We start from the raw sequence: 26,690 nt of genomic DNA on the forward strand, positions 1-26,690 counted from the left end.
TGAAAAGTCGCTAGCCCCAAGAATAACAAAAATATGCTCTGCGACGAAGCAGTACTTAGCAAAGATTTCTTACCATCAAAAGAGGTTGTTATGTCCAACGCAGCAAATACTGAAGCGACTTATGTCGCTTCGTTTGAGCATTTACGCATGACGGATGTTGAATCCGTCGGCGGAAAAAATGCATCTTTAGGCGAAATGATCAGTCAACTGGCTTCCGCTGGTGTCCGTGTTCCGGGTGGTTTTGCGACCACAGCACAAGCGTTTCGCGATTTCTTGTCCTATTCAGTCGATGGCGGTCTTTCGCTTGCGCAACGCATCGCCGACCGTCTTGAGCATCTGGATATTGATGATGTTAAAGAGCTGGCAAAAGCCGGTGCCGAAATTCGTCAATGGATTACAGAAACACCTTTTCAGCCACGTTTGCAAAAAGAGATTGAAGAATTTTACAACCGCTTGGTTGCAGATTCGACGGCAGAAATGTCGTTTGCGGTGCGCTCTTCCGCCACTGCAGAAGATTTGCCAGATGCATCTTTTGCCGGTCAGCAAGAAACTTTCCTGAATGTGGTTGGTATCGAAAACGTGCTGGAAGCGATGAAACACGTTTTCGCTTCTCTGTACAATGATCGTGCCATTTCCTACCGTGTTCACAAAGGCTTTACTCATGCCGAGGTTGCTTTGTCAGCGGGCGTGCAACGTATGGTTCGTTCTGATCTCGGCGCAGCCGGCGTGATGTTTACGATCGATACCGAATCTGGTTTTGAAGATGTAGTATTCATCACCTCCAGCTATGGCTTGGGCGAAACAGTGGTGCAGGGTGCCGTGAATCCGGATGAATTCTATGTACACAAACCGATGCTGGAACAAGGCAAATTGCCGGTAATCCGTCGCAATATCGGCTCCAAGCTGATTAAAATGGAATTCACCGGCGAAGCAAAAGCCGGCCGCTCGGTCAAGACCGTGGATGTTCCTGTTGAATTGCGCAATCGTTATTCATTGAACGATACTGAAGTCGTTGAACTGGCGAAGTATGCAGTGATCATCGAGAAACATTATGGTCGTCCTATGGATATCGAATGGGGCAAAGATGGTCGTGACGGTAAGCTGTATATCCTGCAAGCACGTCCTGAGACCGTAAAATCTCAGCAAAGTGCGACTGAAGCACAACAGCGTTTCAAACTCAAAGGTACTGGTACTGTGCTGACCTCTGGCCGTGCGATTGGTCAGAAAATCGGTGCAGGTCGCGTGCGCGTGATTCATGATCCATCTGAAATGGAACGTGTACAGCCGGGTGATGTGCTGGTTGCCGATATGACGGATCCTAACTGGGAGCCAGTCATGAAACGTGCTTCCGCGATTGTGACCAACCGTGGTGGTCGTACATGCCACGCAGCGATTATTGCACGCGAACTGGGCGTACCTGCGGTGGTTGGTTGCGGCCATGCGACTGACGTTCTGAAAGATGGAACATTGGTCACCGTATCTTGTGCAGAAGGTGACGAAGGTAAGATCTATGATGGTTTACTGGAAACCGAGGTAACGGAAGAGTTGCGTGGCGACCTGCCTAAACTGCCATTGAAAATCATGCTCAACGTCGGTAATCCACAACTGGCGTTTGATTTCCAGTCGGTGCCAAATGATGGTGTTGGCTTGGCGCGTCTGGAATTCATTATCAACAATAATATCGGCGTCCATCCAAAAGCGATTCTGGAATATCCGAATATTGACGCTGATCTGAAAAAAGCAGTTGAATCTGTGGCGCGTGGTCATGCATCGCCAAGAGCATTTTACGTTGATAAATTAGCCGAAGGCGTCGCGACGATTGCTGCGGCATTCTGGCCTAAGAAAGTCATCGTTCGTTTATCTGACTTCAAATCCAATGAGTACAAAAAGCTGATTGGTGGTTCACGCTACGAACCGGATGAAGAAAATCCAATGTTGGGTTTCCGTGGAGCTGCACGTTACCTTGCCTCCGATTTCCATGAGTCTTTCGAGATGGAATGTCAGGCAATGAAGCGCGTACGTAATGACATGGGTTTGACCAACGTCGAAATCATGGTGCCATTCGTACGGACATTGGGTCAGGCTGAAAAAGTTGTGAATCTGCTGGCAAAAAATGGCTTGAAACGCGGCGAAAATGGTTTGCGCCTGATCATGATGTGCGAGGTTCCTTCTAATGCGATTCTGGCAGAAGAATTCCTCGAATTCTTTGACGGCTTCTCGATTGGTTCGAATGATCTGACGCAACTCACGCTGGGTCTGGATCGTGACTCTGGCCTTGAATTGCTGGCCGCAGATTTCGATGAACGCGACCCTGCGGTGCGTGCTTTGCTTTCTAAAGCGATTGCAGCCTGCCGTAAGCTGAACAAGTATGTCGGTATTTGTGGTCAGGGCCCATCCGATCATCCGGATTTTGCTGAATGGCTGATGAAGGAAGGCATAGAATCGATTTCTCTGAATCCTGATTCCGTGGTGGATACATGGCAAAAACTGGCAGCAGTCGGTAAGTAAGTTTTTCTGATTCCAGCTATTCAAAACGCGGGATGAACAGTGATGTTCTCTCGCGTTTTTTCATTTTATTCCGTTGTTTGGTGTGCACATAGTTAATAAATTGATTGTTATTTTTAAGCGAATGGTTAAACTCTGACGCATTGAGAACGACATAAAAATAAAATCAAAAACATCAACACATTCCGTTAAAAAGCCCTCGCTACCAACTGGTCGCAAGGGCTTTTTTTTATGGGTAAATTATCATATATATTACCGATGTTTCTTTTATTGTATTAAATCACAATGCAATACCTTAACAAGACAGCAATCACCAACGAACAACAAGGAGATAACAAAAAATGAATGCATGGATGATGTGGGCGGTCATTGCCGGGCTGGTCGTCATACTTGAATTATTCACCGGCACTTTTTATTTGCTGATGATTTCGATAGGGCTGGCAGCGGGTGCAATTGCTGCTATTTTCACACTCTCGACATCATCGCAGATGATAATTGCTGCACTGGTCGGCAGCCTGGCGACACTGGCATTACACAACAGCAAATACGGCTGGAAAGGAAATAAAAGTGTTGCGCACGATCCGAACGTGAATATGGATATCGGCCAGACATTGCAAGTGCAGGACTGGCAGGATCAGGGGAATGGTAAATACATTGCACGTGCGATGTATCGTGGTGCGATGTGGGATGTGGAGTTGCAGCACTCGGCCGGATATCCGGGGACGTATGTGATTGATGAAGTGCAGGGCAGTCGTCTGATTGTCAAACCCTCGTAAGCAAAACGAGAAACGCAGATGTTTTTTTAATGAATGTTCAAAAAAAATTAAGGTGACTATATGGAAATAGGTAGCGTAGCTCTGGTGCTGTTAGTGCTGGCAATTGTGTTTGTGATCAAAACAATTAATGTTGTGCCTCAGCAGCACGCCTGGGTCGTTGAGCGTTTGGGTAAATATCACACTACGCTGGGGCCTGGTCTGAATATCGTTGTGCCGTTCATCGATAGAATCGCGTACAAACACATACTCAAAGAAATTCCGTTGGATGTGCCGCCGCAAGTGTGTATTACGAAAGACAATACCCAGTTGCAGGTGGACGGTATTCTGTATTTCCAGATTACCGATGCGATGCGTGCTTCGTATGGTTCTTCTAACTACATCGCCGCGATTACTCAGTTAGCGCAAACCACTTTGCGCTCGGTAATCGGTAAGATGGAACTCGATAAAACCTTTGAAGAACGTGACCACATCAATACCACGATCGTCAGCGCGATTGATGAATCAGCTGCAAACTGGGGCGTGAAAGTGCTGCGTTATGAGATCAAAGATCTGACTCCGCCAAAAGAAATTTTGCATGCGATGCAGGCGCAAATTACGGCTGAGCGTGAAAAACGTGCGTTGATCGCAGCTTCTGAAGGGCGCAAGCAAGAGCAGATCAATATCGCCACCGGTGAGCGCGAAGCATCGATTGCGAAATCGGAAGGTGAGAAGCAGGCATCCATTAACCGTGCACAAGGTCAGGCGGCGGCGATTCTGGCGATTGCGGAAGCGAGTGCAGAAGCGATCCGTAAAACAGCTGCTGCGATACAAGAGCCTGGTGGTGCCGATGCCGTAAATCTGAAAGTGGCTGAACAATATGTCGGTGCATTTGGTAATCTGGCGAAGACGAATAACTCGATTATCGTGCCAGCGAATCTGGGTGATATGAGCGGATTAATCGCGACTGCGATGCAGGTCGTGAAATCACAAAAAACAGCAACGGTTGAGGCACCACGTCGCCCGGTATAAGCAAGCAGTCACGCAACGCAATGTGATTTAACGCAGCGATAGCAATAATTGGCGTTGCTGCGGCTTCATCTTCAATCTGAAAATAAAGGACTGCCATGTGAATGACAGTCCTTTTTTATTACTTACTTCGTTCAGCGACCACCCATGCGGGTTTCGCCAAACAAAGTTTTATATTCGCGTGGTTGTGAACGCCAGTATTGCGGTGGTACATCGACGCTAGCGCCCAGCTTTGCTGCTGCATGCCACGGCCAGTGCGGGTCATACAGAATGCCACGGGCAATACCGATCATGTCCGCTTGCCCTTGATTCAAAATACTTTCTGCATGTTCGGCCTCAGTAATCAGCCCGACTGCAATCACCGGCATCGCCGTCACTTTTTTGATGGCCTCAGCAAAATGCACCTGATAACCTGGTTCAAGAGGAATCTGCTGTAAAGGTGAGAGACCACCGCTGGATACATGTATGAATGCGCAGCCACGTTGCTCTAATTCTTTGGTAAAGACGCTGCTTTGCGCGACATCCCAGCCACCGTCAACCCAGTCGCTGGCCGAAATCCGTATGCCCAGGGTGTAGCCTTCTGGCAGCGCAGCTTTGACCACATCAAAAATCTCTAATGGGAAACGCAGACGGTTTTCCAGACTGCCGCCATATTGGTCTGTGCGTTGATTCGATAACGGCGATAAAAACTGATGCATCAGATAGCCATGCGCTGCGTGTAATTCGATCGCATCAATGCCCAGCCCGTGTGCGCGTTTTGCCGCATCAACAAAAGCCTGTTTGACGCGTTCTAATCCAGCTGCATCCAGCGCCAGCGGTGCTGTTTCTTTGGCGTTGTGTGGAATCGCAGACGCCGATACGGTTTGCCAGCCACCATCCGCTTCGGCAATTAACTGGCCGCCATCCCACGGGCGTTGACTGGAGGCTTTTCTGCCGGCATGCGCTAGTTGCACGGCGATAGGCATCGTCGAATATTGACGTACAGACTGTAAAACTTTGCCCAACGCAGCTTCCGTTGCATCTGACCACAGACCGACATCGTAGGGCGAAATGCGACCCGCAGGTTCGACTGCGGTTGCTTCGATAATCAGCATGCCAGCGCCAGAAGTGGCAAGGCTGCCGAGATGCATCAGATGCCAGTCACCAACAGCGCCGTCCACGGCGGAATACTGACACATAGGCGCAATGATGATGCGGTTTTTAAGAGTGAGGTTGCCGAGTTTGACAGGAGAAAAGAGGGTGCTCATTTTTTAGATCCCAGGCAAAAAAGAAAAATAAGTGGATGTGTAAAAGGAATTCAAGGCCAAGACAACAGCATCCAAAACCGAAAATTATCAGTAGCCATTATGCCGAAAGATCAATGAAACTGCTGACGGTGGCTTTTTTGTAGTCGGTATCCCGCCGAAACTTGTCTGCGCCGTGCAATGAAAAAGCGTCAGAAGTGCCTGAAAACCTTTAAAAATACTCCCGGGGAGTATTTTTAAAGCGCCTTATTTATCAAGGAGGTTAGGGGGTAAAAATCTATATACTCCCCCAATAATGTATTTCTATAGAAAATATCGACGTTCGTGGTCACGATTCTGTCTTTTTGATTTTTGCGATGGGATGAAAAATGCCCCCTTGTGAAACAAATGGCGCAACCTGATATAGTAGTCCTAATCAGAACGAATATTCTGCCTCAACGATTTACCGCATGTGGCAGAAAATCAGATCTGATCAAGATCAATCTCTTATCGAAAGCCAGTAATGTCCGATTTAATTCAAAAACTGAAATGGCGCTATGCCACCAAAAAAATGAATCCAGCCAAGGCGGTGCCACAAGAAAAAGTGGACCGTATTCTTGAAGCGATCCGCCTGACCGCAACGTCCAGCGGCTTGCAGCCATACGAAGTGCTGGTGGTGACGAATGCTGAAATTCGCGAAAAAATCAAAGCCATCGGCTGGAACCAAGCTCAGATCACTGAAGGCTCACACCTGCTGGTGTTCGCTGCATGGGATAACTACACCGCAGAGCGCATCAACATGATGTTTGATCTGACCAATGATGAACGCGGATTCAAAAACGAAGGATGGGAAAACTATCGCAACATGTTGTTGTCGACTTACCCTGCGCGTGATGCAGAAACTAACTACCAGCATGCTGCACGTCAGGCTTACATTGGCCTCGGTACTGCGCTGGTTGCGGCAGCCGAAGAGCAAGTCGACAGCACACCGATGGAAGGTTTTGATCCTGCCGCGCTAGACGAGATCCTCGGTCTGCGCGCCAAAGGCCTGCGCAGCGTCGTGATCCTGCCATTGGGCTATCGCGAAGAAGACAAAGACTGGTTAGTCAATCTGAAAAAAGTCCGTCGTCCGACTGCGAAATTTGTCACCGAAGTCAAATAATCCATTTTGACCGCGTATTCGCATTGCTGTGAAAAGCGTGCGGATAAAATAAAAAGACTGCGATTTTAATCGCAGTCTTTTTTTATATATCCCGGTTTGGGCAATACAAACTCAAACCTGCAGATGCACACCTGGTGCGGCATGCGAATAGATCATAGATAGTGGCGAATTTAATTCGCCTGCAGATTTGTGATGATTTTAAACGGGCGGTATTCGCTGATTTTCGGATCGAATATATCCTTCGTTTCAAATGAAATTTTTACCGTTTTGCCAATCAAATTATTGTATGAGGCAGCCAGGTCCAGATTCGTCTTCACCTGTGTCAGCCAGATATATTTACTGACTTTTCCAGATGCGTCCTGCAGAGAAAATACGACAAAATTATCCGCATCAACCTTATTGATTTTTCCGCTGACAGAACCGCGTGCCTCTATCGCATCAGAGCTTAACTTTATCAATGTCGCGGGACATACGGAGGCCATCCGCGTACCGATGAGTTCACCTGTTTTTTGCCCATCTTTCATGGGGTTATTCATATCAAGCTGGTAATCTTTCAGGACTTTCAGTTTGTCATCAGGACTGGCTGATTGCAATATGCAAAATCCTACCTGCATTGTGATGGTCTGTTTATTGATATTTTCCGGAAGTTTTTCCACGCATTCACAAGAGCGCTTTGCCATTGCATCGAGATAATCCTGCGCGTTGACATTGTGTACGGTGGCAAATGATAGCAAAGCGGATAAGAGAAATTTCATCATAAAAATAAGTGGCCGGAAGTTGAGAAATGACAATGGAAATAGCGTGGTAATGTGAATTTTACAATGCGAATTATATGATCAGATAAATATTTGCTGAGGGTGTCATCTGGCGGTGCTATCACGTGTTGATCCATCCGCCCAAGTCACGTCGATACCGACGCCATGTTTTTCTGCTGCCAATACCTTTGCCCTAACACAAAACAAATCCAGCACTTGACTTCGTTCTACTCATGCCCATTTTGTATGGGGTATGCAATCAGCATGCAAACATATTCCGCAGGATGGGGCTGACACGTATTTGCGGTCAGAGATGACGTTGAATGAAATGGAGCGCAAATATGGGGTGGTTGTTATTCATCACGGTGGCATTGATTCTGGGCGTATTCGTTGCGCCGCGCGCCCGGCTTCGCTATGTATTGTCGCGGGCGTTTCCTTTGAATTATTCAAAAATTCTGCGTAAAAATTTGCCTGTGTACAAACACATGCCGACCGATTTGCAGATGCAGTTAAAGCGCCGGATTCGTCAGTTTTTATATCAGAAGACCTTCGTCGGCTGCGATGGTCTGGTCATCACTGATGAAATCAGAGTCACGATTGCTGGTAAAGCCTGCCTGCTTTTGCTGAATCGCGCCTCGGACGTGTACCCGCAATTGACGCATGTGCTGGTGTATCCGTCGGCATTTGTCGCGCCGCGCAAAGAGATGCGTGATGGCGGCGTGGTCACGCACACAAATCAGGGCCTTAGCGGGGAATCGTGGAGTGATGGGCGCGTGATTTTGGCCTGGGATCAGGCTGCGCATAATGCCGAGACGGAAGCGCGCGGGCAAGACGTGGTATTGCATGAATTTGCACATCAGCTCGATAGCGAAACCGGCAGTACGAATGGTGCGCCGGCATTGCCTAGCGCGGCGGCATATCAGGCGTGGTCGCAAGTGATGACGGCAGAGTTCGACCGCTTGCAACAGGCGATACAGTCGCATCATATGCATCAAACGCAGCACACGCAGCACACGCATGATCACCATCCGCAGCCATATCCTGAGGTGATAGATCCTTACGGTGCGACGAATCCGGCAGAATTTTTCGCCGTCACCACCGAAGCATTTTTTAAGAAAAGTGCGGCGCTGGCTGTGCATCATCCTGCTTTGTTTGCGCAATTGAAAAGCTATTACTGCGTTGATCCGCGCGAGTGGGTTTGATCAGGCTGGATGCACTAAGCTGATGGTTTGCGAGTATAAAAAAAGGACGCCAAGTGCGTCCTTTTTAAGATGCGAAGTGAACAGCCTTAAACAGCCGCTTCCAGAAATTCCTGTTGTTCCAGCCAGTCGGCTTCGATCTGGGATAATTCCTTCACCAGATACGCCTGGTCCAGCAGCAGGGTTTTCAGTTTTTCCTTGTTGGCATCGCTGTAAATATCGCTGTCTTCGAGTTGTGCGTCGATGTCTTTCTTTTTGCTGTTGAGCTTGGTCATTTCATCTTCGAGGCGTTTGATGCGTGCCTCGATAGGCTTGCGTACATTCGCCAGACGCTGACGTTCTTCGGCATCGCGTTTGCGTTGTTCCTTATCATCGACCTTGGCAACCGGGATCGATTTGGCGAGTGGCAGACTGGCTTCTTTCTTTTCTTTTTGCGGTAATGCTGCAGGTGTGGAGGATTTTTCCAGTTTGTTTTTAAACAGCCAGTCTTTGTAGTCGTCCAGATCGCCATCGAATGGCTGCAATTTACCATCGGCGACGATGATGAATTCGTCGGTCGTTGCGCGCAGCAAATGCCGGTCATGCGACACCACGACGAGCGTGCCTTCAAACTGCGCCAGTGCTTCGGTCAGCGCTTCACGTGTTTCCAGGTCCAGATGGTTGGTCGGCTCATCGAGCAGCAGCAGGTTAGGGCGTTGCCAGACGATCATCGCCAGTGCCAGGCGGGCTTTTTCGCCGCCCGAAAATGGTTTGATCGGGCTGGTGACCATGGTACCGGGGAAGTTGAATCCGCCGAGGAAATTGCGCAATTCCTGCTCACGGACGTCCGGCGCAATATGCGCCAGATGCCATAACGGCGACTCGTCGTGGCGCAGCATTTCAACCTGGTGCTGGGCAAAATAGCCGATCGACAAACCTTTGCCAGTTTGCATGGTGCCATGCAGCGGTGGAATATCGCCAACGATGGTTTTGATCAACGTTGATTTACCGGCGCCATTCACCCCGAGCAAACCGATGCGCTGACCGATTTGCAGAGAAAATTTTACATCGCTGACGATGCATTTTTCTGTGAAGCTATGATCGGTGGCGGATTCTATGCGATAGCCGCAATCGACATCTTCCATCACCAACATAGGATTCGGTGCGCTGAGTGGTTCGCGGAATTCAAATGAAAATTCGGCAGCCGCACGTAAAGGCGCAATCTCTTCCATTTTTGCCAGCGCTTTGATCCGGCTTTGGGCCTGTTTGGCCTTGGAGGCTTTGGCGGCAAAACGGCTGATGAACGACTCCAGATGCGCGCGCTTGCGGTTTTGTTTTTCTATCGTTCCGGCCGCCAGAATCAGTTGCGCCGCACGTTGGCGTTCAAACGCCGAATAGTTACCGGAATAGCGTTTCAGTTTGCGTTCATCGATATGCACGATGACATTCGCCACGCCATCCAGAAAATCGCGGTCATGCGAAATGATGATCAGTGTGCCGGCATAGCGTTTCAGCCAGTCTTCAAGCCAGATGATGGCATCGAGATCCAGATGGTTGGTCGGCTCATCGAGCAGCAGTAAATCGGATTTGCACATCAGCGCCTGCGCCAGATTAAGGCGCATACGCCAGCCGCCGGAAAAGCTGGCGACGGATTCTTCGAGTTGCTCGAGTTTGAAGCCGAGGCCGATCAGTAATTGTTCGGCGCGTGAACGCACGGTATAGGCATCGGCATCCGCCAGCGAGCCATACAAATTGCCGATGGCAATGCCATTGTCGTGGCTTTCAGGCTGAGCTTCGAGTTCGGCTAATTCCGCTTCGAGCTTGCGCAGCGTGACGTCGCCATCAATGGCGTAATCAATCGCACTGCGTTCGAGTGGTGGCGTTTCCTGCGCAACGTGGGCGAGTTGCCATTTGGCGGGAAATTCTATGCTGCCCTGATCCGGATGCAGCTCACCGCGCAACATCGCAAACAAACTGGATTTGCCTGCGCCATTGGAACCGATCAGGCCGATTTTGTCGCCAGGATTAAGCGTGACATCGACGCTATCGAATAAAGGCTTGGTGCCACGGGCGAGAACGACTTGCTGCAAACGTATCATATAAACTTAAATAAGGGGAGTATGTTGCTTTTTGCTGTGATTGTCAGCGTAAATAAAGGGCTTTTAAATATACTCCGGGGAGTATATTTAAGGCAAAAAGCGGCTGAAAAATACTTTATCCGCTTTTCACACTCGTTGTCACTCAGGTACGACGTTGGTGCGATGTCGTGCGATTGCTGCAGCTCCGCATCAGTATCAGGCGGTAAATGTCGCCAGATCGCGTGCTTCGACCAGAAACACCATGTCGTCACCGGCACTGGTCGATAACCAGGTCATATTCAGATCAGCAAAAGCGGCTTCCGCAAACGCACGTTCATTACCGATTTCTACCATCAGCAAGCCATTTTTTGTCAGGCGTTGTGCTGCACCGGCGACAATTTTACGCACCAGATCCATGCCATCATCGCCACCAGCCAACGCGATTTGCGGCTCGTGCCGGTATTCCTGCGGCAGTTTATCCATAGAGCCGGAGTTCACGTACGGCGGATTCGTAATGATGAGATCGTATTTTTTATCCGGCACATTGGTGTACAGATCGGATGCAATCAGCGTGACGCGGTCTTGCAATTCATATTTGCTGACATTGCGTTCGGCCACGGCCAGCGCATCGGTAGAAATATCCACCGCATCGACGTGTGCATTCTGGAACATGTCCGCCATCATGATAGAGAGGCAGCCGGAACCTGTGCAGAGTTCGAGTATGTTGCTGATGTTATCTGGATCGCTGACCCACGGTGAAAAGTGATCAGGAATTAATTCGGCGATGAAAGAACGCGGCACAATCACACGCTCGTCAACGTAGAAATTATACGTGCCCAGCCATGCTTCATTGGTCAGATACGAGGCTGGCACGCGATCCGTGGCGCGACGTTCAATCACGCGCAGGGCCGCATCGATTTCTGAAGTCAATAAATTAGCGTCTAAAAACGGCTCAATTTTATCCAGCGGGAGATGCAGCGTATGCAGCAACAAATAAGCTGCTTCGTCCAGCGCATTGCTGCTGCCATGGCCAAAAAACAGCTGTTCTTTGGTGAAGCGGCTGACTGCGTAACGCAATAAATCGCGCAGGGTTTTAAAAGTAGAAGCGGGTGTCGTCATAAGATTCTTTCTTGTCACTGCATCGCCTGAATGCGGTCTTTGTGAGGTCGGATTCAGGCGGATTGCGGTGCATATTCTGCGAATTTCTGCTGTGTTGATGAGGCTTATTTCAGCAGATTTTCTAAAGTACGGCGGTAAATATTTTTTAAAGGATCGATGTAGCGTAATTCTACGTGTTCATCGATTTTATGAATGCTGGCATTCGGCGGCCCGAACTCTACCACTTGCGGGCAAATTTTGGCAATGAAACGGCCATCGGAAGTGCCGCCGGTCGTTGATAATTCCGTCTCCACACCCGTTTCGGCGCGAATCGCAGCCGCCAGCGCATCACTCAGATTGCCTTTTGGTGTCAGGAACGGATGACCGCCTATCGTCCATTTCAAATCATAGCTGAGACCATGTTTATCGAGAATCGCGTGCACTCTTTGTTGCAGGCTTTCTGCGGTGCTGGCGGTGCAAAAACGGAAATTGAAATCGATGACAGCATCACCCGGGATCACATTCGATGCGCCGGTACCGGAATGGATGTTCGACATTTGCCACGAAGTTGGCAGGTAATATTCATTGCCTTCATCCCAGACTTCTGCGACCAGTTCTGCCATGGCGGGTGCGAACAGATGAATCGGGTTTTTCGCCAGTTGCGGATAAGCGATGTGACCTTGCACCCCTTTGATGATCAGCTTTCCCGACATCGTGCCGCGGCGGCCATTTTTGATGGTATCGCCCAGTACATCGACCGAGGTTGGTTCGCCGACAATGCAGTAATCGAGCTGTTCACCACGTGCTTTGAGCTGCTCGCAGACAACGACCGTACCATCCGTGGCTGGGCCTTCTTCATCGCTGGTGATCAGAAAACCAATTGAGCCTTGATGATCTGGATGGGCGGCGATGAATTCTTCGGTCGCAACCACAAAAGCGGCAATCGAGGTCTTCATATCCGCCGCGCCACGTCCGTATAATTTGCCATCGCGATGGGTGGGCGTGAACGGTGCCGATTGCCATTGCGCTACCGGGCCGGTCGGCACGACGTCGGTATGACCAGCGAAGACGACCAAAGGCTGAGTATTGCCGCGACGTGCCCAGAGGTTGGTGACGTCACCCGATTGTATCGTTTCGCAATGGAAGCCCATAGGCTCCAGCAGAGAAATCAGCGTGCGCTGACAACCTTTATCTTCGGGAGTGACTGAATCCAGTGCGATCAGTTGTTCGGTAAGGGCGAGGGTTTTACTCATCATTATTTTTTAAAAATATCTTCAAACTGTGCGGCGGAAAAACCAACCGATACATGTTGTATCTGCTGCCCCTGAGTGATTTGTAGTACCGGGCGCTTGATTAGTGATGGCTGGTTTAGCATCAGGGCAATCGCCTGTTCACGATTGCCGGCAGCGGTTTTTTGTTCATCACTCAGCGCACGCCAGGTGGTACCTTTGCGGTTGATCAGCACATCCAGGCTCAGATGCTGCAGCCAGAGTTCAATCGTGTGTTGATCCAGACCTTGTTTTTTAAAGTCATGAAAAACAAAATCAATCGCATGTTCCTGCAGCCAGACGCGCGATTTTTTCACGGTGTCGCAATTCGGAATGCCAAAAACTGTGACTGAATGTGTGTGGCTTTGTGTCATGTTGCGTGTATGTGCGTTATGCGTTCAGGGTAAATTCAGTGAAAGAGGCTTCCTCTCTCTCTTCTGGTTCTGGCTCGGGTTGTGGCTGCGGCGAGCCTGAAGTTTCATTATTCAATAACCACAGCAAGTTATTCGCCGAATCCGCATTCGCCAGACCTTCCTCTTTGCTGATCAAGCCTTGTTTAATCAGTTTCATCAACGCCAGCTCAAACGTTTGCGAACCTGGAGACAAGCTCTTTTCTATCGCCTCTTTGATCTGGAAAATATCGCCTTTTTCGATCAGCTCGGAAACATAACGGGTATTGAGCATGATTTCGATTGCCGGGCAGCGGCCGCCATCAGTCGAGCGAATCAGGCGTTGAGAAATAATTGCGCGGATAGATGATGCCAAATCAAGCAATAAGGCTGAGCGGTTTTCCATAGGGAAGAAGCTGATGATACGGTTCAGCGCCTGATAACTATTGTTGGCATGCAAAGTCGCCAGTACCAGATGGCCGGACTGCGCATAGGCAATCGCCGACATCATGGTATTCAGATCGCGAATTTCGCCAATCAGAATACAATCCGGTGCCTGGCGTAAGGAATTCCTCAATGCCGTTTCCAGGCTATCGGAATCGGTGCCGACTTCGCGCTGATTGACGATGGATTTTTTACTGTGAAACAGGTATTCAATCGGGTCTTCGATGGTCAGGATGTGGCCTGTTTTGATTTCATTACGGTAATCCAGCATCGACGCAATGGTGGTTGATTTACCAGAGCCAGTCGCACCGACGACCAGAATCAGACCACGTTTTTCCATGATCAATTCGGGTAATACAGGCGGTAAATTCAATGTGTTCAGCGCCGGAATATTTCCCGGTACAAAACGAAATACTGCCGAAAAGGAACCACGTTGGCGGAACGCGGAAAGACGGAAACGACCGATGCCCGGCGCACCGATACCGATGTTGAGTTCATTGTCACGTTCAAGTGTGGCGAGGTGTTCGGCAGAAACAACTTCTGCCAACAAAGACAGAATATTTGCCTGATCCATTTTTTGCTGATTAATCGGCAGCAGGTTGCCGTTAATCTTCAAATGCACAGGTGAATTGATGGCAAAAAACATGTCAGACGCATGTTTTTCTTTCATCAGCTGAAATAAACGTTCCATTGCCGCCATGATGATTCCTTTTCTGAGAGTAAATTAGCCGGACCACCATCGTGACCCGGCTAATTTCTTCTTTCAATAAATGGTAAGACTCAAACCTGTTTATTAATCAGTCCGTCAACGAATTAAGCGCCGCGTAATAATTCATTGATGCTAGTTTTGGAGCGTGTTTGTGCATCAACGCGTTTAACGATCACTGCGCAATACAGACTGTATTTGCCATCGGCTGAAGGCAGGCTGCCGGAAACAACAACAGAACCGGAAGGAATGCGGCCATAGCTGACTTCGCCAGTAGCGCGATCGTAAATCTTGGTTGATTGGCCGATATACACACCCATAGAAATCACGGAGTTTTCTTCGACGATCACGCCTTCGACGATTTCAGAACGGGCACCGATGAAGCAGTTGTCTTCGATGATGGTTGGGTTTGCCTGCATGGGTTCCAATACGCCACCAATACCGACACCGCCGGATAAATGCACGTTTTTACCGATCTGTGCGCAGGAACCGACGGTCGCCCATGTGTCAACCATCGCACCTTCATCCACATACGCACCGATATTCACATACGAAGGCATCAGCACCACGTTTTTAGCAATGAAACTGCCACGGCGTGCAACTGCTGGCGGTACAACGCGGAAGCCACCTTTAGCGAAATCTTCTGCGGTGTAATTTGCAAACTTGGTCGGCACTTTATCGAAGAATTGCATGTGATCGCCGGATGGCATGCAGATATTATCTTCCAGACGGAACGACAGTAATACCGCTTTTTTGATCCATTGATTGACATGCCATTGACCGTCGATTTTTTGCGCAACGCGCAAGCTGCCGGCATCCAGTTCGCTCAGTACGTGCGCAACAGCATCGCGGACTTCTGCAGGCGCAGATTTCGGTGAAAAGTCAGCGCGGTTTTCCCATGCCTGATCGATGATTTGCTGTAATTGTTGTGTCATGGTGATCTTCTTTTAAAGAAATGAATTAATGTAAAAGTATATTTAAATGAGCCTGAATTTATGTATCTGGTGTGTTCAGTATTCTTCGTTGCGCAGGTCTTTGCAAAACGCGACGATGCGCTGCGCTGCTTCCAGACATTCGCCAACTTCAGCAACCAGCGCCATACGTATGCGGTTTTGTCCCGGATTCACGCCATGCGCCTCGCGGGCGAGATAACTGCCCGGCAGTACCGTCACATTATATTGTTGGTATAAGCGTCGTGCGAATTCGGTGTCACTGATCCCTTTCAGGTGATCAACTTTGGCCCACAAATAAAAAGCGGCATCGGGTAACTGCACATCCAGCACTTCCTGCAGCAGCGGCGTAATTTGGGCAAACTTTTTGACGTACTTGGCTCGGTTTTCTTCCACATGGGTTTCATCATTCCATGCTTCCACAGATGCGGCCTGTATCATCGGGCTCATTGCGCTGCCGTGATAAGTGCGGTACAGCAGGAATTTTTTAATAATTTCCGCATCACCCGCAACAAAACCGGAACGCATGCCAGGCACGTTAGAACGTTTCGATAAACTCGATAAAGTAATTAGTCTTTGGTAGTCTGGACGTCCCAATAGTTGTGCCGCCTGCAAACTGCCTAAAGGTGCTTCTTCCTTGAAATAAATCTCGGAATAGCACTCGTCTGCCGCAATCACAAAGCCATAGCGGTCTGACAGCTCAAATAACTCTTTCCAGTCGTCCAGATTCAGCACAGCGCCGGTAGGATTGCCCGGCGAACAGATAAACAATAACTGCACGCGCTTCCAGATGTCTTCCGGAATGCTTTTGTAATCCGGGGCGAAATTGCGTTGCGGATCTGCATTCGCGAAATACGGCTCTGCGCCGGACAAATAGGCTGCGCCTTCATAAATTTGATAAAACGGATTCGGGCACAACACCAGCGGCAGACCATCCTGACATTCTTCTGTATTGATAATGGTTTGCGTCAGTGAAAACAAGGCTTCGCGTGAACCGTTCACCGGCAAAATCTGTGTCGCTGGATTGAGTGCCGGAATCGCGTAGCGCCGCGCCGCCCATTCTGAAATCGACTTACGCAGCGCGTCTGAACCAGCCGTTGCCGGATAACTTGCCAGCCCAGCCATATTGGCGATCAGTGCCTGTTGAATGAATTCAGGCGTAGGGTGTTTCGGTTCACCGATGCCAAGGCTGATGGGCGTGTAAGCGGGATTAGGGGTGACATCAGCAAACAGGCGTTTGAGCTTCTCAAAAGGATACGGTTGTAATTTGGCGAGGTGAGGATGAAAGTGCATTTTTAGATTCGTTATCAATACGAGAATGTCTCAGGTCGCTGTCTTAGTGATGCAATATTTTGAGGCAGTATTTGCTTTCACCGGGTTTGTTGCGCAATATCATGACCAGTCTGCGTTTGCCTGATACTGAATTGACAGAATTTCGTATTATAGCCTTTGCCAGATTCTTCAGAGACAGGCTTTGAGGATATTTCATCATGCTAATTTGTAAGAATTCTCACAAAATAAAGTTAAAGTTAGCGATTTCTTAAACTTCAGGCATGAAAATTCCGCAGATCAAATGGTATGATGCTGGGCTGATAGTCAGGTATTGGCAAGGCTTGGTGATGTTGCCTTGCACGGTATTTGAGAGCAGTGACGGGTTTGTCTGCAAACGATAATAATATTTCATTAAGTGCGATTAACTTCTATTAAATTGTCGGGATTCAAATCTTTCGTTGAACCCACTCATTTTCAGGTGCCAGGTCAGTTGGTCGGTGTGGTCGGGCCAAATGGCTGCGGCAAATCGAACATCATCGACGCGGTGCGCTGGGTGCTGGGCGAATCAAAAGCATCGGAGCTGCGTGGCGAATCCATGCAGGACGTTATTTTTAACGGCTCCACCCACAGAAAACCTGCCGGTCGCGCCTCAGTTGAATTAGTGTTTGATAACAGTCTGGGCAAAGCGGCGGGGCAATGGAGTCAGTATGGCGAAATCGCCGTTAAGCGCACCTTGACCCGGGACGGTACCTCCACTTATTACATTAATGGTCAGCCAGTACGCCGCCGCGATATTCAGGATATTTTCCTCGGTACCGGCTTGGGGCCGCGTGCTTACGCGATCATCGGTCAGGGCATGATTTCGCGGATCATCGAGGCCCGTCCGGAAGAATTACGTATTTTCCTCGAAGAGGCCGCCGGTGTTTCCCGCTACAAAGAGCGTCGCCGCGAAACCGAAAATCGCATTCACGATACACATGAAAATCTGGTGCGCGTCGAAGATATTTTGCGTGAGCTGAACAATAATCTGGAAAAACTGGAAGCGCAGGCAGTGATTGCGAATAAGTTTCACGAGCTGCAATCAGATCAGGAAGAAAAACAGAAATTATTATGGCTGCTGCGCAAGAATGAAGCCGCCAATGAACAAAAGAAATATTTTGCTGAAATAGAAAAAACGCAGCTCGATCTTGAAGAACAAACCGCTAAGTTGCGCCACGTAGAGCTTGAACTCGAGCAAATGCGTCAGGCACATTACGCGGTCGGCGATCACATGCATCAGGCGCAGGGTCATCTGTATCAGACGAATGCTGAAATCGGCAGCCTTGAGGCTCAGATCAAGTTTGTGATCGAATCGCGTAGTCGTCTGCAATCGCAGTTGCACTCCCTTACTGCTCAGCGCGATCAGTGGCAACGTCAGAGTCATCAACTGCAAGACGAGCTTTCGGAAGCCGAAATTCAAGTGGAAGAGCTTGCGATGCGCGCAGAGCAGGCATCGGAAACGGCGCAATCCCAGCAAGATACGTTACCTGCGATGGAGCAGGTGTGGCGTGAATCGCAACTGAAAACGACCGAGTCCCGCGCCCGGATTATGCAGATGCAGCAGCAGATTGAACTGGAATCAGCACATCAGCGTAATGCTTCGAATATTCTGAACTCGCTGGCTTCACGCAAAGAGCGGCTGATGCAGGAAAAACAGGGCCTGGCAATGCCAGACTCCAGTCATCTGGATAATTTGTCTTTTCAGCTCGAAGAAAAAAAACAAATGCTGGAAGAGTTGAGTATGCAACTCGAAGAAGCACAGGAGCGTTTGCCTGTGCTCGAAGACGAACGCAAACAGGCGCAGCAGCAGGTGAATCAGGATGCCGCTGAATTAGCCCAGCTCGAAGCGCGTCTGCTGGCATTAAAGCAGTTGCAGGAAAAAGTGCAGACGCAAGGGAAAGTCCAGCCATGGCTGGAAAAGCACGAGCTCGGCAGCTTACCTAAACTTTGGCAGAAGCTGCATATTGAAGCCGGCTGGGAAACAGCGCTCGAGTCTGTCTTGCGTGAGCGCACTGCCTCGCTGGAGATGTCCAATCTTGATTGGGCAAAAGCATTTTTTAATGATGCGCCACCAGCAAAACTGGCAGTGTACAGCCCGCAAATTCTGGCAGATCAGCCGTTGGCGGTTCCAGGTTTAAAACCTTTCATCAGCTTGTTGCAGTTAAACGATGCCGGTGTCCGCAGCCTGCTGCAGGATTGGTTGCATCAGCTATATGTTGTCGAAGACGTCACATCAGCATTTATTGACCGTGTAAAGTTGCCGCCGGGCGCAGCATTTATTACTAAACAAGGCCATGTGATTTCCCGCTCCAGCGTGCGTTTTTATGCCTCTGATTCCGAGCAGGATGGTGTACTCGGGCGCCAGCAGGAAATCGAGAATATCAGCAAGCAATGCCGTGCAAAACAACTGCTTGCAGATGAGGCGAAAGCGCGCTCGGTACGTGCAGAATCTTTGTACAGCCAGGCGACACAGCAGTTGCAGGAGCTACGTCAGCGCGTTGGCACACTGACGCAGACAACGCACAGTCTGCAAATTGAATACATGAAACTGGCTGAAGTGCAGGAGCGCTTTAATCAGCGCAGCACACAGATCAGCACCGATCTGGCCGAAATTGCCGCGCAGGAAAGCGAGCAACAACAGGCCAGAGCCGAGTCTGAGCAAAAATTCGAAATGCTCGATATGGAATTGGCCGAGTTGCAGGAGTCGCACGAAGAAGGGCAGACGGCGTATCTGGAAAAAGAACAGCAGTTAAACCAAGCGCGCCAGCGTTTGCGCGATCTGGAACTGGCGGCGCAGGAAGCTGCTTTCGCTGAAAAATCCCACCGCAGCAAAATGGAAGAAATGCGGCGTAATATCGCAACAGCGTTGGAGCAATCTGCACAATTATTCGCCAGCATGCAGCAAGGTCAGCTCGAGCTGGAATCGATGGACGACCAGACCGCGCAGGCGGGTTTGCAGGATTTGCTGGATCGTCGTAGTGATCAGGAACGTGCACTCGCGGATGCGCGGCATGAGCTGGATCAGCTGACGCAGCAATTACGCCAGTATGAAGACAATAAAGCGCAGACTGAACGTGGTTTGCAGCCGCAGCGTGACCGCATCGTCGAGTTGCAGTTGAAAGAGCAGGCAGCGCGCCTCGCGCAAGAACAATACGACGAACAATTGCGTAATTTTGAAGTCGATGAAGCCGCATTATCAGAGAAACTGCATGCAGATCTGAAGCCTTCTTATCTGCAAGGTGAGGTGACGCGTCTGAATAATGCGATTGCCGCACTGGGCGCAGTGAATATGGCGGCACTCGATGAACTGGTGCAGGCGAAAGAGCGTAAAACCTTCCTGGATGCACAGCACGCCGATCTGACCGAGGCAATCACCACTTTGCAAGATGCGATCCAAAAGATTGATATCGAAACACGTGAACTGTTGCAAGATACCTTTGATAAGGTTAATCATCACTTTGCAGAGCTGTTCCCGATTTTATTCGGTGGCGGTCAGGCGAAACTGATCATGACCGGTGACGAAATTCTGGATTCCGGCGTGCAGGTGATGGCGCAGCCTCCGGGCAAAAAGAATGCAACGATACATCTGCTGTCCGGCGGCGAAAAAGCCTTGACCGCGACTGCCCTGGTATTTTCTATGTTCCAGCTCAATCCGGCGCCATTCTGTCTGCTGGACGAGGTGGATGCGCCTTTAGATGATTCAAACACTGAGCGTTTCTGTAATATGGTGAAACGCATGTCGTCCAATACCCAGTTTTTATTTATCTCCCACAATAAGATTGCAATGGAAATGGCACAGCAACTGATTGGTGTCACCATGCAGGAACAGGGGGTTTCCCGAATTGTGGCGGTGGATATGGAGTCCGCCGTCAATTTTGCTACTGAGGCTCAAGCAGCATGACAGATCTACAATTAAGTTTATTAGCTATCAGCGGTACTTTGGTCGTTGGTGTGGTCGCCTTTAATAAATGGCAGGAATACAAAGCCAAGAAAACCGTCGAAAATGCATTCGATGACGGTCAGGATGATGTACTGCTCAATCCTGATCTGCCCGCAGATGTCACGCAAAGACATGAACCCGTTTTTGCTGACGAAAACATCCCTGTTACTCGCCCGGCAGAACCGGTATTGACAGACAGTGTCGAGCCGGACTTGACTACAGAAGTCAATGAGGACGCAAAAACAGTTGCAGTCGAAAAAGAATTACCGGTTGATGAGCTGATTGATTGCGTAATTCCGCTGGAATTTGATACGCCTGTCCGTGGTGAAAAAATCCTGGCGGAAATTGCAGACCTTAAATATGTCGGCAAAAAGCCGGTGCATTTCATTGGTCAGACCCATAGCGGCGAGCGCGATGCAATCGCCATCGGTGGCGCTTACACTACCTTGTTTGCGGGCATACAGATGGTCAGCCGTAGCGGCGCATTGAATGAACTGGAGTATTCAGAGTTTGTCATGAAATTACGGGCGATTGCCGATAATCTGAACGCCCATCCTGATATTCCAGACATGAATTCCGTGATTTCTCATGCGCGAGAATTACATCAGTTCGTGGCTGAACACGATGCGCAATTGAGTGTCAATGTGGCCGCTACCGGTGCGGCATGGGCACTCAATACGTTGATCGCTGCTTTGGAAAAAATGGGATTTGATCAGCGTCCGGATGGGCGCCTGATGATGCCGGACGGCGATGGCGGCAGCCTGTTTACTTTATCGACCAATGTCAGCGTCAGCGAAACCATGACATCCCGCCTGACCTTGTTGCTGGATGTGCCTTGCGTCGCGCCTTCCCGCGATGGTTTTGGTGCGATGGCAGCGTGTGCCCGTTCACTGGCGACTCGCCTTGGCGGCACGGTCGTGGATGATGGGAATCAGCCTATTTCAAAAGCAGCCCTGGATGAAATTGCCGGACAGGTCAATGAATTCTATGCAGCGATGGCAGAGGCGCAGATTCCTGCGGGCTCCGTACGCGCACAACGTTTATTTAGCTAAGCTGGCAGTTCTGTTTCATGCAAAATGATTTATTTGGTGCGCCAACTGAACCATCCTTAGTGACGGTGGCTGAGCGATCTGCTTACTTGCGCCGTGAAATTGAGCGTCATAGTCATGCCTATTATGTGCAGGATCAGCCGACTATTCCTGACAGCGAATATGATAAATTATTCGCTGAACTGCAAAAAATCGAAACGGATTTCCCTGACTTAAGAACAGCCGACTCGCCGACCTTGCGTGTCGGTGGTCACGCCTTGCCGGAATTCGGGCAAGTGCAGCATGCAGTGCCTATGCTGTCGCTGAACAACGGCTTTGAAGATGAAGACGTGCTTGCGTTTGATAAGCGGGTTCGCGAAGGATTAGATACCTACACTGAGACCAACACTGAGATTGAGTATGCGATCGATCTGAAATTTGACGGTCTCGCTATCAACCTGCGTTATATTGATGGCGTTTTCACGCAGGCGGCTACGCGCGGCGATGGTTTTACCGGTGAAGATGTCACGGAAAATATCCGTACGATACGCAGCATACCGCTACGACTGAACACGCCACACCCGCCAGTGTTACTGGATGTGCGCGGTGAAGTTCTGATGTTCAAACGCGACTTTGACAAACTGAATCAGCGGCAGCGTGATGCCGGGGCAAAAGAATTTGCCAATCCACGCAATGCCGCCGCTGGTAGTTTACGGCAGCTTGATTCCAAAATCACTGCGCAGCGTCATTTACGTTTTTTTGCTTACGGTATTGGTGCACTTGAAGGTGCTGAGTTGCCCGCATCGCATCGTGCGCTGCTGGCGTGGTACCGCGATCTTGGCATTCCCGTTTGTGATGAAAATGCGCTGGTCTGCGGTGCTTCTGGCTTACTCAATTTTTATCGTGCGATACAACAGAAGCGCCCCGCGCTGGCGTATGAAATTGACGGCGTCGTTTACAAGGTGAACGATTTCGCCCAGCAGACGGAATTGGGATTTGTATCACGCGCTCCGCGCTTTGCGCTGGCGCACAAGTTCCCTGCTGAAGAAGCGATGACGGTGGTGCAGGGAATTGATATTCAGGTCGGTCGTACTGGTGCATTGACACCAGTCGCAAGGCTGGCACCGGTATTCGTCGGCGGCGTCACAATCACTAACGCTACTCTGCACAATGAAGATGAAGTCAGGCGCAAAGATGTGCGGAGTGGCGACACCGTGATCGTGCGCCGTGCTGGTGACGTGATTCCGGAGGTGGTTGCTGTTGTGTTGGAGCGACGCCCTGATCCTGTACCGGTCGCTTTTGAAATGACCAAATCTTGTCCCGTATGCGGTTCTCATGTGGTCAGGGAAGAGGGCGAGGCCATCGCACGCTGTTCCGGCGGATTATTTTGTTCGGCGCAACGCAAAGAGGCGATTCGTCACTTCGCTGGTCGCAGGATGATGGATGTTGAGGGCCTGGGTGAACGTTACATCGAAAATCTGGTTGAACTCGGCTATGTTCATGGCATTGCCGATTTATACAAGCTGACGCTGGATAATCTGCTGGAAATGAAGCAGCGGGCGGATGAGCGTGATGGCATCACGCCTGAAACTGTTCAGCAGGGCAAAATCGCCACGAAATGGGCGGAAAACCTACTTACCGCAATCGCAGCCAGCAAGCAGCCGTCTTTGGATCGTCTTTTGTTTGCGCTCGGCATCCGGCATGTCGGAGAATCGACAGCGAAAACCCTGGCCGACTGGTTGGGGCAACTTAACTTGATACGCCACGCTCCGGCGGCCTTATTACGTGTCTTGCCGGACATCGGCGCAACCGTTGCTGATGCGATCGCTGATTTTTTTGCAGAACCAAAGAATCAGCAGGCGCTGGACGGTCTTTTACAGGCGGATGTCGCGCCAAAAGACGAACATGCACCGAGTGCAAAATTGCGTGACCGCCTAGAATTTTCAGTGTTGTTGGCAGCGTTGGATATTCCGAAACTGACGGCAACCCGATGCAAACAATTGCAAGATCGCGGCATGACGCTGACGAATCTGGCAGTATTGGGTGAGGGCGGCTTTACTGATCTAGGCTTGCCGTCGGATGTGCATACGGCACTGATGCAATGGCTGGCAGTTCCTGGAAACCGCCAGCGTTTGCTGGAGCTGGGAACAATAGCGCAGGAATTACTGCAGCAGTTACCACAATCTGCCGAAGATGAGGGTGCGTTTGCCGGGAAAACATTTGTTCTTACCGGAACGTTGCCGACATTAACGCGCGATCAGGCGAGCGCCATGATTGAAGCGGCAGGTGGCAAGGTGGCAGGATCAGTGTCGAAAAAGACCAGCTATGTTGTAGCTGGTGAAGAGGCCGGCAGTAAGTTGGCGAAGGCAAGAGAATTAGGTGTCGCTGTTTTGACAGAAGCAGATTTACTTCAATTATGTTCCAGGAGCTGAAATGAGAAAAATTAAAAAAGCCGTTTTCCCTGTTGCCGGTTTGGGCAGCCGTTTTTTACCGGCGACCAAAGCGCAACCAAAGGAAATGCTGCCTATCGTTGATAAGCCGTTGATTCAGTACGCGGTTGAAGAGGCGGTGGAAGCAGGGATTACAGAAATGGTGTTCATCACCGGCCGGAACAAGCGTGCGATTGAAGACCATTTTGATAAAGCCTACGAACTCGAAAGTGAGCTGGAGGCCGCAGGCAAAGAGGCTTTGCTTGATCTTGTGCGCAATGTGATTCCGAAAAGCGTCAATTGTATTTATATCCGTCAACCTGCCGCACTTGGACTTGGCCACGCGGTGCTGTGCGCCCGTCCGGTGATAGGCGATGATCCTTTTGCCGTTCTGCTGGCTGACGATCTGATGGATGCCGACGTCGGTCAGCCATCAGTCATGGCGCAGATGACGAAGCAATATGAGGCTGAAGGCGGCAGTATTATCGCAGTACAGGATGTGCCACGTGAATTCACTCGCCAGTACGGGATCGTCAGTGGCACGCCATACAAAGACAGACTGGAACGCATGCAGGGCATTATTGAGAAACCAATGCCGGATGTCGCGCCTTCGACGCTGGCCGTGGTGGGACGTTATATCTTGTCAGGACGTATTTTCTCTTACCTCGAAAATCTGGGTAAAGGATCTGGCGGTGAAATTCAACTAACCGATGGTATTGCAGCGATGCTGAAAGATTTCCCCGTTTACGCATTCCGTCCGGCTGCAACGCGGTATGACTGCGGTTCTAAGCTCGGTTATCTGAAAGCCAGTGTGGCACTTGGCTTGAAACACAAAGAAACCAGTGCAGAATTCAGCGAATTCTTAAAATCGATCAAATAATCAGCCAGAGAATTGCAACGTGACCAGATCAGCCAGATCTGGTCTTTTTTTTGCGCCTTTTTTGAACTGGTGTATCTTGGCTATTTCGATAGCATCAATTTGAAGTAAGGGGGAAATATGATCCATCCGATTTTGAAAATGGGCGACCCGCGTTTATTGCGCGTCGCAGAGCCAGTCACACAATACGATACGCCCGAACTGCACCAGTTGATCAGTGATATGTTTGAGACGATGGCTGCGGCCAATGGCGCAGGTCTGGCGGCACCGCAGATCGGTGTGAATTTGCAACTGGTTATTTTTGGCTTCAAATCAAATCCGCGTTATCCCGACGCGCCAGTAGTGCCGGAAACCGTGCTGCTTAATCCTGTGCTGACGCCACTAAGCGATGAAACCGACGAGGCCTGGGAAGGTTGTTTATCGGTGCCCGGAATGCGCGGGTTGGTGCCGCGTTGGTCGTCTCTGCGATATGAAGGTGTTGATCAGTTCGGTAATTCTATCTGTCGTGATGTCGATGGTTTTCATGCGCGCGTCGTGCAGCATGAATGTGATCATCTGAACGGTATTTTGTATCCGATGCGTATCCGCGATATGACGCAATTCGGTTTTACCGAAGTTTTATTTCCGGAGCTGGACCCGGCAGACGACGATTAATCCTGCATCCGGCTCTGGGGGGCTTTAATATACTCCCCCGGAGTATTATTTACAGCCCTTATTATTCAAGGACATGAGGTGTAAAAAGACAAAAATAGGGGGGAGTATCTGATTTAGTGATATCAGATCGTGTTTTTTAACGATCAGAATTGCTCGTCTTCACGCAGATAGCGCCATTGCCCTTCGGGTAAATTACCCAGCCTGACTTTGCCGATCCGTACCCGTTTTAAACCCAGAACGCGCAAGCCCACCATATCGCACATACGGCGAATCTGGCGTTTTTTTCCTTCACGCAAAATGAAGTGCAGCTGATCTTCATTTTGCCAACTGACTTTGGCTGGCAGCAATTTTTTGCCATCGAGCATCAGGCCGTGATTCAGTCGGCGCAAATCTTCATCAGGCAATCTGCCTGGTTTGGAGTAAGCGACCCGCACCAGATATTCTTTTTCGACGACTGTATTTTCACCAATCAATTGTTTGGCAATACGGCCATCCTGCGTCAGCACCAATAAGCCAACAGAATCAATATCAAGGCGCCCGGCAGGTACCAGACTGCGCAACTGGGTAGGGTGAAATGCGGTATCGACCTTACATTCCGACCAGCGGTTTTCTGGTTTGATCAGCGCAATCGCTGGTGTGTAGCCATCTTCGGCCTGACCACTGACGTAACCAACAGGTTTATTGATCAGTACAGTCACGCGCTTGGATTGTTCAGCCGCAGCTTGTCGTTCAACTGTTACTTTTTGATGTGGCAATACTTTGCTGCCGAGTTCGGAAATGACGGTACCATCGACGCGCACCCAGCCGCGGGCAATCCATTCATCCGCTTCGCGGCGGGAGCACAATCCGAGTTCGGACATGCGTTTTGAGAGTCTTACTAATTCTGTCATGGTGAAATATCAAGCAGTGAATCC

Annotated in this window: 20 protein-coding genes; 10 read left to right on the forward strand and 10 right to left on the reverse strand. The window is 49.8% G+C overall.

What is annotated here, in order from left to right:
• Positions 1-90: 90 nt before the first annotated feature.
• The 3 genes from ppsA to KDM87_RS05710 all read left to right on the forward strand — a co-directional run bounded on the left by ppsA (position 91) and on the right by KDM87_RS05710 (position 4,289).
• Positions 91-2,508, forward strand: a complete 2,418-nt coding sequence (gene ppsA, locus KDM87_RS05700; protein WP_212678183.1) for a phosphoenolpyruvate synthase — start codon at positions 91-93, stop codon at positions 2,506-2,508.
• A 338-nt stretch (positions 2,509-2,846) separates the two neighbouring features.
• A complete protein-coding gene (locus KDM87_RS05705; RefSeq protein ID WP_212678184.1) occupies positions 2,847-3,281 on the forward strand; it encodes an NfeD family protein in 435 nt (144 codons plus the stop codon).
• 60 nt (positions 3,282-3,341) lie between these two features.
• Positions 3,342-4,289 (forward strand): SPFH domain-containing protein, encoded by a 948-nt coding sequence (locus KDM87_RS05710; protein ID WP_212678185.1) that lies wholly within the window; start codon positions 3,342-3,344, stop codon positions 4,287-4,289.
• A 131-nt stretch (positions 4,290-4,420) separates the two neighbouring features.
• On the opposite strand, the gene KDM87_RS05715 is transcribed toward KDM87_RS05710, so the two are convergent.
• Positions 4,421-5,533 (reverse strand): NADH:flavin oxidoreductase/NADH oxidase, encoded by a 1,113-nt coding sequence (locus KDM87_RS05715; RefSeq protein WP_212678186.1) that lies wholly within the window; start codon positions 5,531-5,533, stop codon positions 4,421-4,423.
• 499 nt (positions 5,534-6,032) lie between these two features.
• Here KDM87_RS05715 and KDM87_RS05720 point away from each other — a divergent pair, with 499 nt between their 5' ends.
• Positions 6,033-6,671: an NAD(P)H-dependent oxidoreductase gene (locus KDM87_RS05720; protein ID WP_186897371.1), complete on the forward strand. Its 639-nt coding sequence runs from the start codon at positions 6,033-6,035 to the stop codon at positions 6,669-6,671.
• A gap of 170 nt (positions 6,672-6,841) precedes the next feature.
• On the opposite strand, the gene KDM87_RS05725 is transcribed toward KDM87_RS05720, so the two are convergent.
• Complete coding sequence (locus KDM87_RS05725) at positions 6,842-7,429, reverse strand: hypothetical protein (RefSeq protein ID WP_212678187.1); 588 nt, start codon at positions 7,427-7,429, stop codon at positions 6,842-6,844.
• A 320-nt stretch (positions 7,430-7,749) separates the two neighbouring features.
• Here KDM87_RS05725 and KDM87_RS05730 point away from each other — a divergent pair, with 320 nt between their 5' ends.
• Positions 7,750-8,628 carry a M90 family metallopeptidase gene (locus KDM87_RS05730; RefSeq protein WP_230407610.1) on the forward strand — a complete coding sequence of 293 codons (879 nt, stop codon included), beginning with the start codon at positions 7,750-7,752 and terminating at the stop codon, positions 8,626-8,628.
• Between the two features lie 86 nt (positions 8,629-8,714).
• Here the strand turns inward: KDM87_RS05730 and KDM87_RS05735 are convergent, their stop codons facing one another.
• From KDM87_RS05735 to dapC, 7 genes are all read right to left on the reverse strand, one after another.
• Positions 8,715-10,703, reverse strand: coding sequence for an ATP-binding cassette domain-containing protein (locus KDM87_RS05735; RefSeq protein WP_212678188.1), 1,989 nt, complete (start codon positions 10,701-10,703; stop codon positions 8,715-8,717).
• Positions 10,704-10,898: 195 nt separating this feature from the next.
• Positions 10,899-11,801: a 50S ribosomal protein L3 N(5)-glutamine methyltransferase gene (gene prmB, locus KDM87_RS05740; RefSeq protein WP_212678189.1), complete on the reverse strand. Its 903-nt coding sequence runs from the start codon at positions 11,799-11,801 to the stop codon at positions 10,899-10,901.
• Positions 11,802-11,905: 104 nt separating this feature from the next.
• A complete protein-coding gene (gene dapE / locus KDM87_RS05745; RefSeq protein WP_212678675.1) occupies positions 11,906-13,033 on the reverse strand; it encodes a succinyl-diaminopimelate desuccinylase in 1,128 nt (375 codons plus the stop codon).
• Positions 13,034-13,035: 2 nt separating this feature from the next.
• On the reverse strand, positions 13,036-13,422 hold the full coding sequence (locus KDM87_RS05750; RefSeq protein ID WP_212678190.1) for an arsenate reductase: 387 nt from the start codon (positions 13,420-13,422) through the stop codon (positions 13,036-13,038).
• Positions 13,423-13,438: 16 nt separating this feature from the next.
• Complete coding sequence (locus tag KDM87_RS05755; RefSeq protein ID WP_230407611.1) at positions 13,439-14,581, reverse strand: PilT/PilU family type 4a pilus ATPase; 1,143 nt, start codon at positions 14,579-14,581, stop codon at positions 13,439-13,441.
• A gap of 113 nt (positions 14,582-14,694) precedes the next feature.
• Positions 14,695-15,522 carry a 2,3,4,5-tetrahydropyridine-2,6-dicarboxylate N-succinyltransferase gene (dapD, locus tag KDM87_RS05760; RefSeq protein WP_212678191.1) on the reverse strand — a complete coding sequence of 276 codons (828 nt, stop codon included), beginning with the start codon at positions 15,520-15,522 and terminating at the stop codon, positions 14,695-14,697.
• Between the two features lie 75 nt (positions 15,523-15,597).
• Positions 15,598-16,830, reverse strand: coding sequence for a succinyldiaminopimelate transaminase (dapC, locus tag KDM87_RS05765; protein ID WP_212678192.1), 1,233 nt, complete (start codon positions 16,828-16,830; stop codon positions 15,598-15,600).
• A 394-nt stretch (positions 16,831-17,224) separates the two neighbouring features.
• On the opposite strand from dapC, the gene smc reads away from it, so the two are divergent.
• The 5 genes from smc to def all read left to right on the forward strand — a co-directional run bounded on the left by smc (position 17,225) and on the right by def (position 25,776).
• Positions 17,225-20,749, forward strand: a complete 3,525-nt coding sequence (gene smc / locus KDM87_RS05770) for a chromosome segregation protein SMC (RefSeq protein ID WP_212678193.1) — start codon at positions 17,225-17,227, stop codon at positions 20,747-20,749.
• Positions 20,746-21,840 (forward strand): cell division protein ZipA C-terminal FtsZ-binding domain-containing protein, encoded by a 1,095-nt coding sequence (locus KDM87_RS05775; protein ID WP_212678194.1) that lies wholly within the window; start codon positions 20,746-20,748, stop codon positions 21,838-21,840. Before smc ends, KDM87_RS05775 begins: the two co-directional genes overlap by 4 nt.
• A gap of 17 nt (positions 21,841-21,857) precedes the next feature.
• Positions 21,858-24,248, forward strand: a complete 2,391-nt coding sequence (gene ligA, locus KDM87_RS05780) for an NAD-dependent DNA ligase LigA (RefSeq protein ID WP_212678195.1) — start codon at positions 21,858-21,860, stop codon at positions 24,246-24,248.
• A 1-nt stretch (position 24,249) separates the two neighbouring features.
• Complete coding sequence (gene galU / locus KDM87_RS05785) at positions 24,250-25,125, forward strand: UTP--glucose-1-phosphate uridylyltransferase GalU (RefSeq protein ID WP_212678196.1); 876 nt, start codon at positions 24,250-24,252, stop codon at positions 25,123-25,125.
• Positions 25,126-25,242: 117 nt separating this feature from the next.
• A complete protein-coding gene (gene def / locus KDM87_RS05790) occupies positions 25,243-25,776 on the forward strand; it encodes a peptide deformylase (protein WP_212678197.1) in 534 nt (177 codons plus the stop codon).
• 143 nt (positions 25,777-25,919) lie between these two features.
• On the opposite strand, the gene KDM87_RS05795 is transcribed toward def, so the two are convergent.
• A complete protein-coding gene (locus tag KDM87_RS05795; RefSeq protein WP_212678198.1) occupies positions 25,920-26,666 on the reverse strand; it encodes a pseudouridine synthase in 747 nt (248 codons plus the stop codon).
• Positions 26,667-26,690 lie beyond the last annotated feature (24 nt).

Source organism: Cognatundibacterium rivi, assembly GCF_018139565.1.
Classification (GTDB): domain Bacteria; phylum Pseudomonadota; class Gammaproteobacteria; order Burkholderiales; family Burkholderiaceae_D; genus Undibacterium; species Undibacterium rivi.

What these genes read in the sequence shown, in the direction of transcription:
- ppsA (WP_212678183.1), top strand. Translation starts at nt 91, where the DNA reads ATGTCCAACGCAGCAAATACTGAAGCGACTTATGTCGCTTCGTTTGAG.
- KDM87_RS05705 (WP_212678184.1), top strand. Translation starts at nt 2,847, where the DNA reads ATGAATGCATGGATGATGTGGGCGGTCATTGCCGGGCTGGTCGTCATA.
- KDM87_RS05710 (WP_212678185.1), top strand. Translation starts at nt 3,342, where the DNA reads ATGGAAATAGGTAGCGTAGCTCTGGTGCTGTTAGTGCTGGCAATTGTG.
- KDM87_RS05715 (WP_212678186.1), bottom strand. Translation starts at nt 5,533, where the DNA reads ATGAGCACCCTCTTTTCTCCTGTCAAACTCGGCAACCTCACTCTTAAA.
- KDM87_RS05720 (WP_186897371.1), top strand. Translation starts at nt 6,033, where the DNA reads ATGTCCGATTTAATTCAAAAACTGAAATGGCGCTATGCCACCAAAAAA.
- KDM87_RS05725 (WP_212678187.1), bottom strand. Translation starts at nt 7,429, where the DNA reads ATGATGAAATTTCTCTTATCCGCTTTGCTATCATTTGCCACCGTACAC.
- KDM87_RS05730 (WP_230407610.1), top strand. Translation starts at nt 7,750, where the DNA reads ATGAAATGGAGCGCAAATATGGGGTGGTTGTTATTCATCACGGTGGCA.
- KDM87_RS05735 (WP_212678188.1), bottom strand. Translation starts at nt 10,703, where the DNA reads ATGATACGTTTGCAGCAAGTCGTTCTCGCCCGTGGCACCAAGCCTTTA.
- prmB (WP_212678189.1), bottom strand. Translation starts at nt 11,801, where the DNA reads ATGACGACACCCGCTTCTACTTTTAAAACCCTGCGCGATTTATTGCGT.
- dapE (WP_212678675.1), bottom strand. Translation starts at nt 13,033, where the DNA reads ATGAGTAAAACCCTCGCCCTTACCGAACAACTGATCGCACTGGATTCA.
- KDM87_RS05750 (WP_212678190.1), bottom strand. Translation starts at nt 13,422, where the DNA reads ATGACACAAAGCCACACACATTCAGTCACAGTTTTTGGCATTCCGAAT.
- KDM87_RS05755 (WP_230407611.1), bottom strand. Translation starts at nt 14,581, where the DNA reads ATGGCGGCAATGGAACGTTTATTTCAGCTGATGAAAGAAAAACATGCG.
- dapD (WP_212678191.1), bottom strand. Translation starts at nt 15,522, where the DNA reads ATGACACAACAATTACAGCAAATCATCGATCAGGCATGGGAAAACCGC.
- dapC (WP_212678192.1), bottom strand. Translation starts at nt 16,830, where the DNA reads ATGCACTTTCATCCTCACCTCGCCAAATTACAACCGTATCCTTTTGAG.
- KDM87_RS05775 (WP_212678194.1), top strand. Translation starts at nt 20,746, where the DNA reads ATGACAGATCTACAATTAAGTTTATTAGCTATCAGCGGTACTTTGGTC.
- ligA (WP_212678195.1), top strand. Translation starts at nt 21,858, where the DNA reads ATGCAAAATGATTTATTTGGTGCGCCAACTGAACCATCCTTAGTGACG.
- galU (WP_212678196.1), top strand. Translation starts at nt 24,250, where the DNA reads ATGAGAAAAATTAAAAAAGCCGTTTTCCCTGTTGCCGGTTTGGGCAGC.
- def (WP_212678197.1), top strand. Translation starts at nt 25,243, where the DNA reads ATGATCCATCCGATTTTGAAAATGGGCGACCCGCGTTTATTGCGCGTC.
- KDM87_RS05795 (WP_212678198.1), bottom strand. Translation starts at nt 26,666, where the DNA reads ATGACAGAATTAGTAAGACTCTCAAAACGCATGTCCGAACTCGGATTG.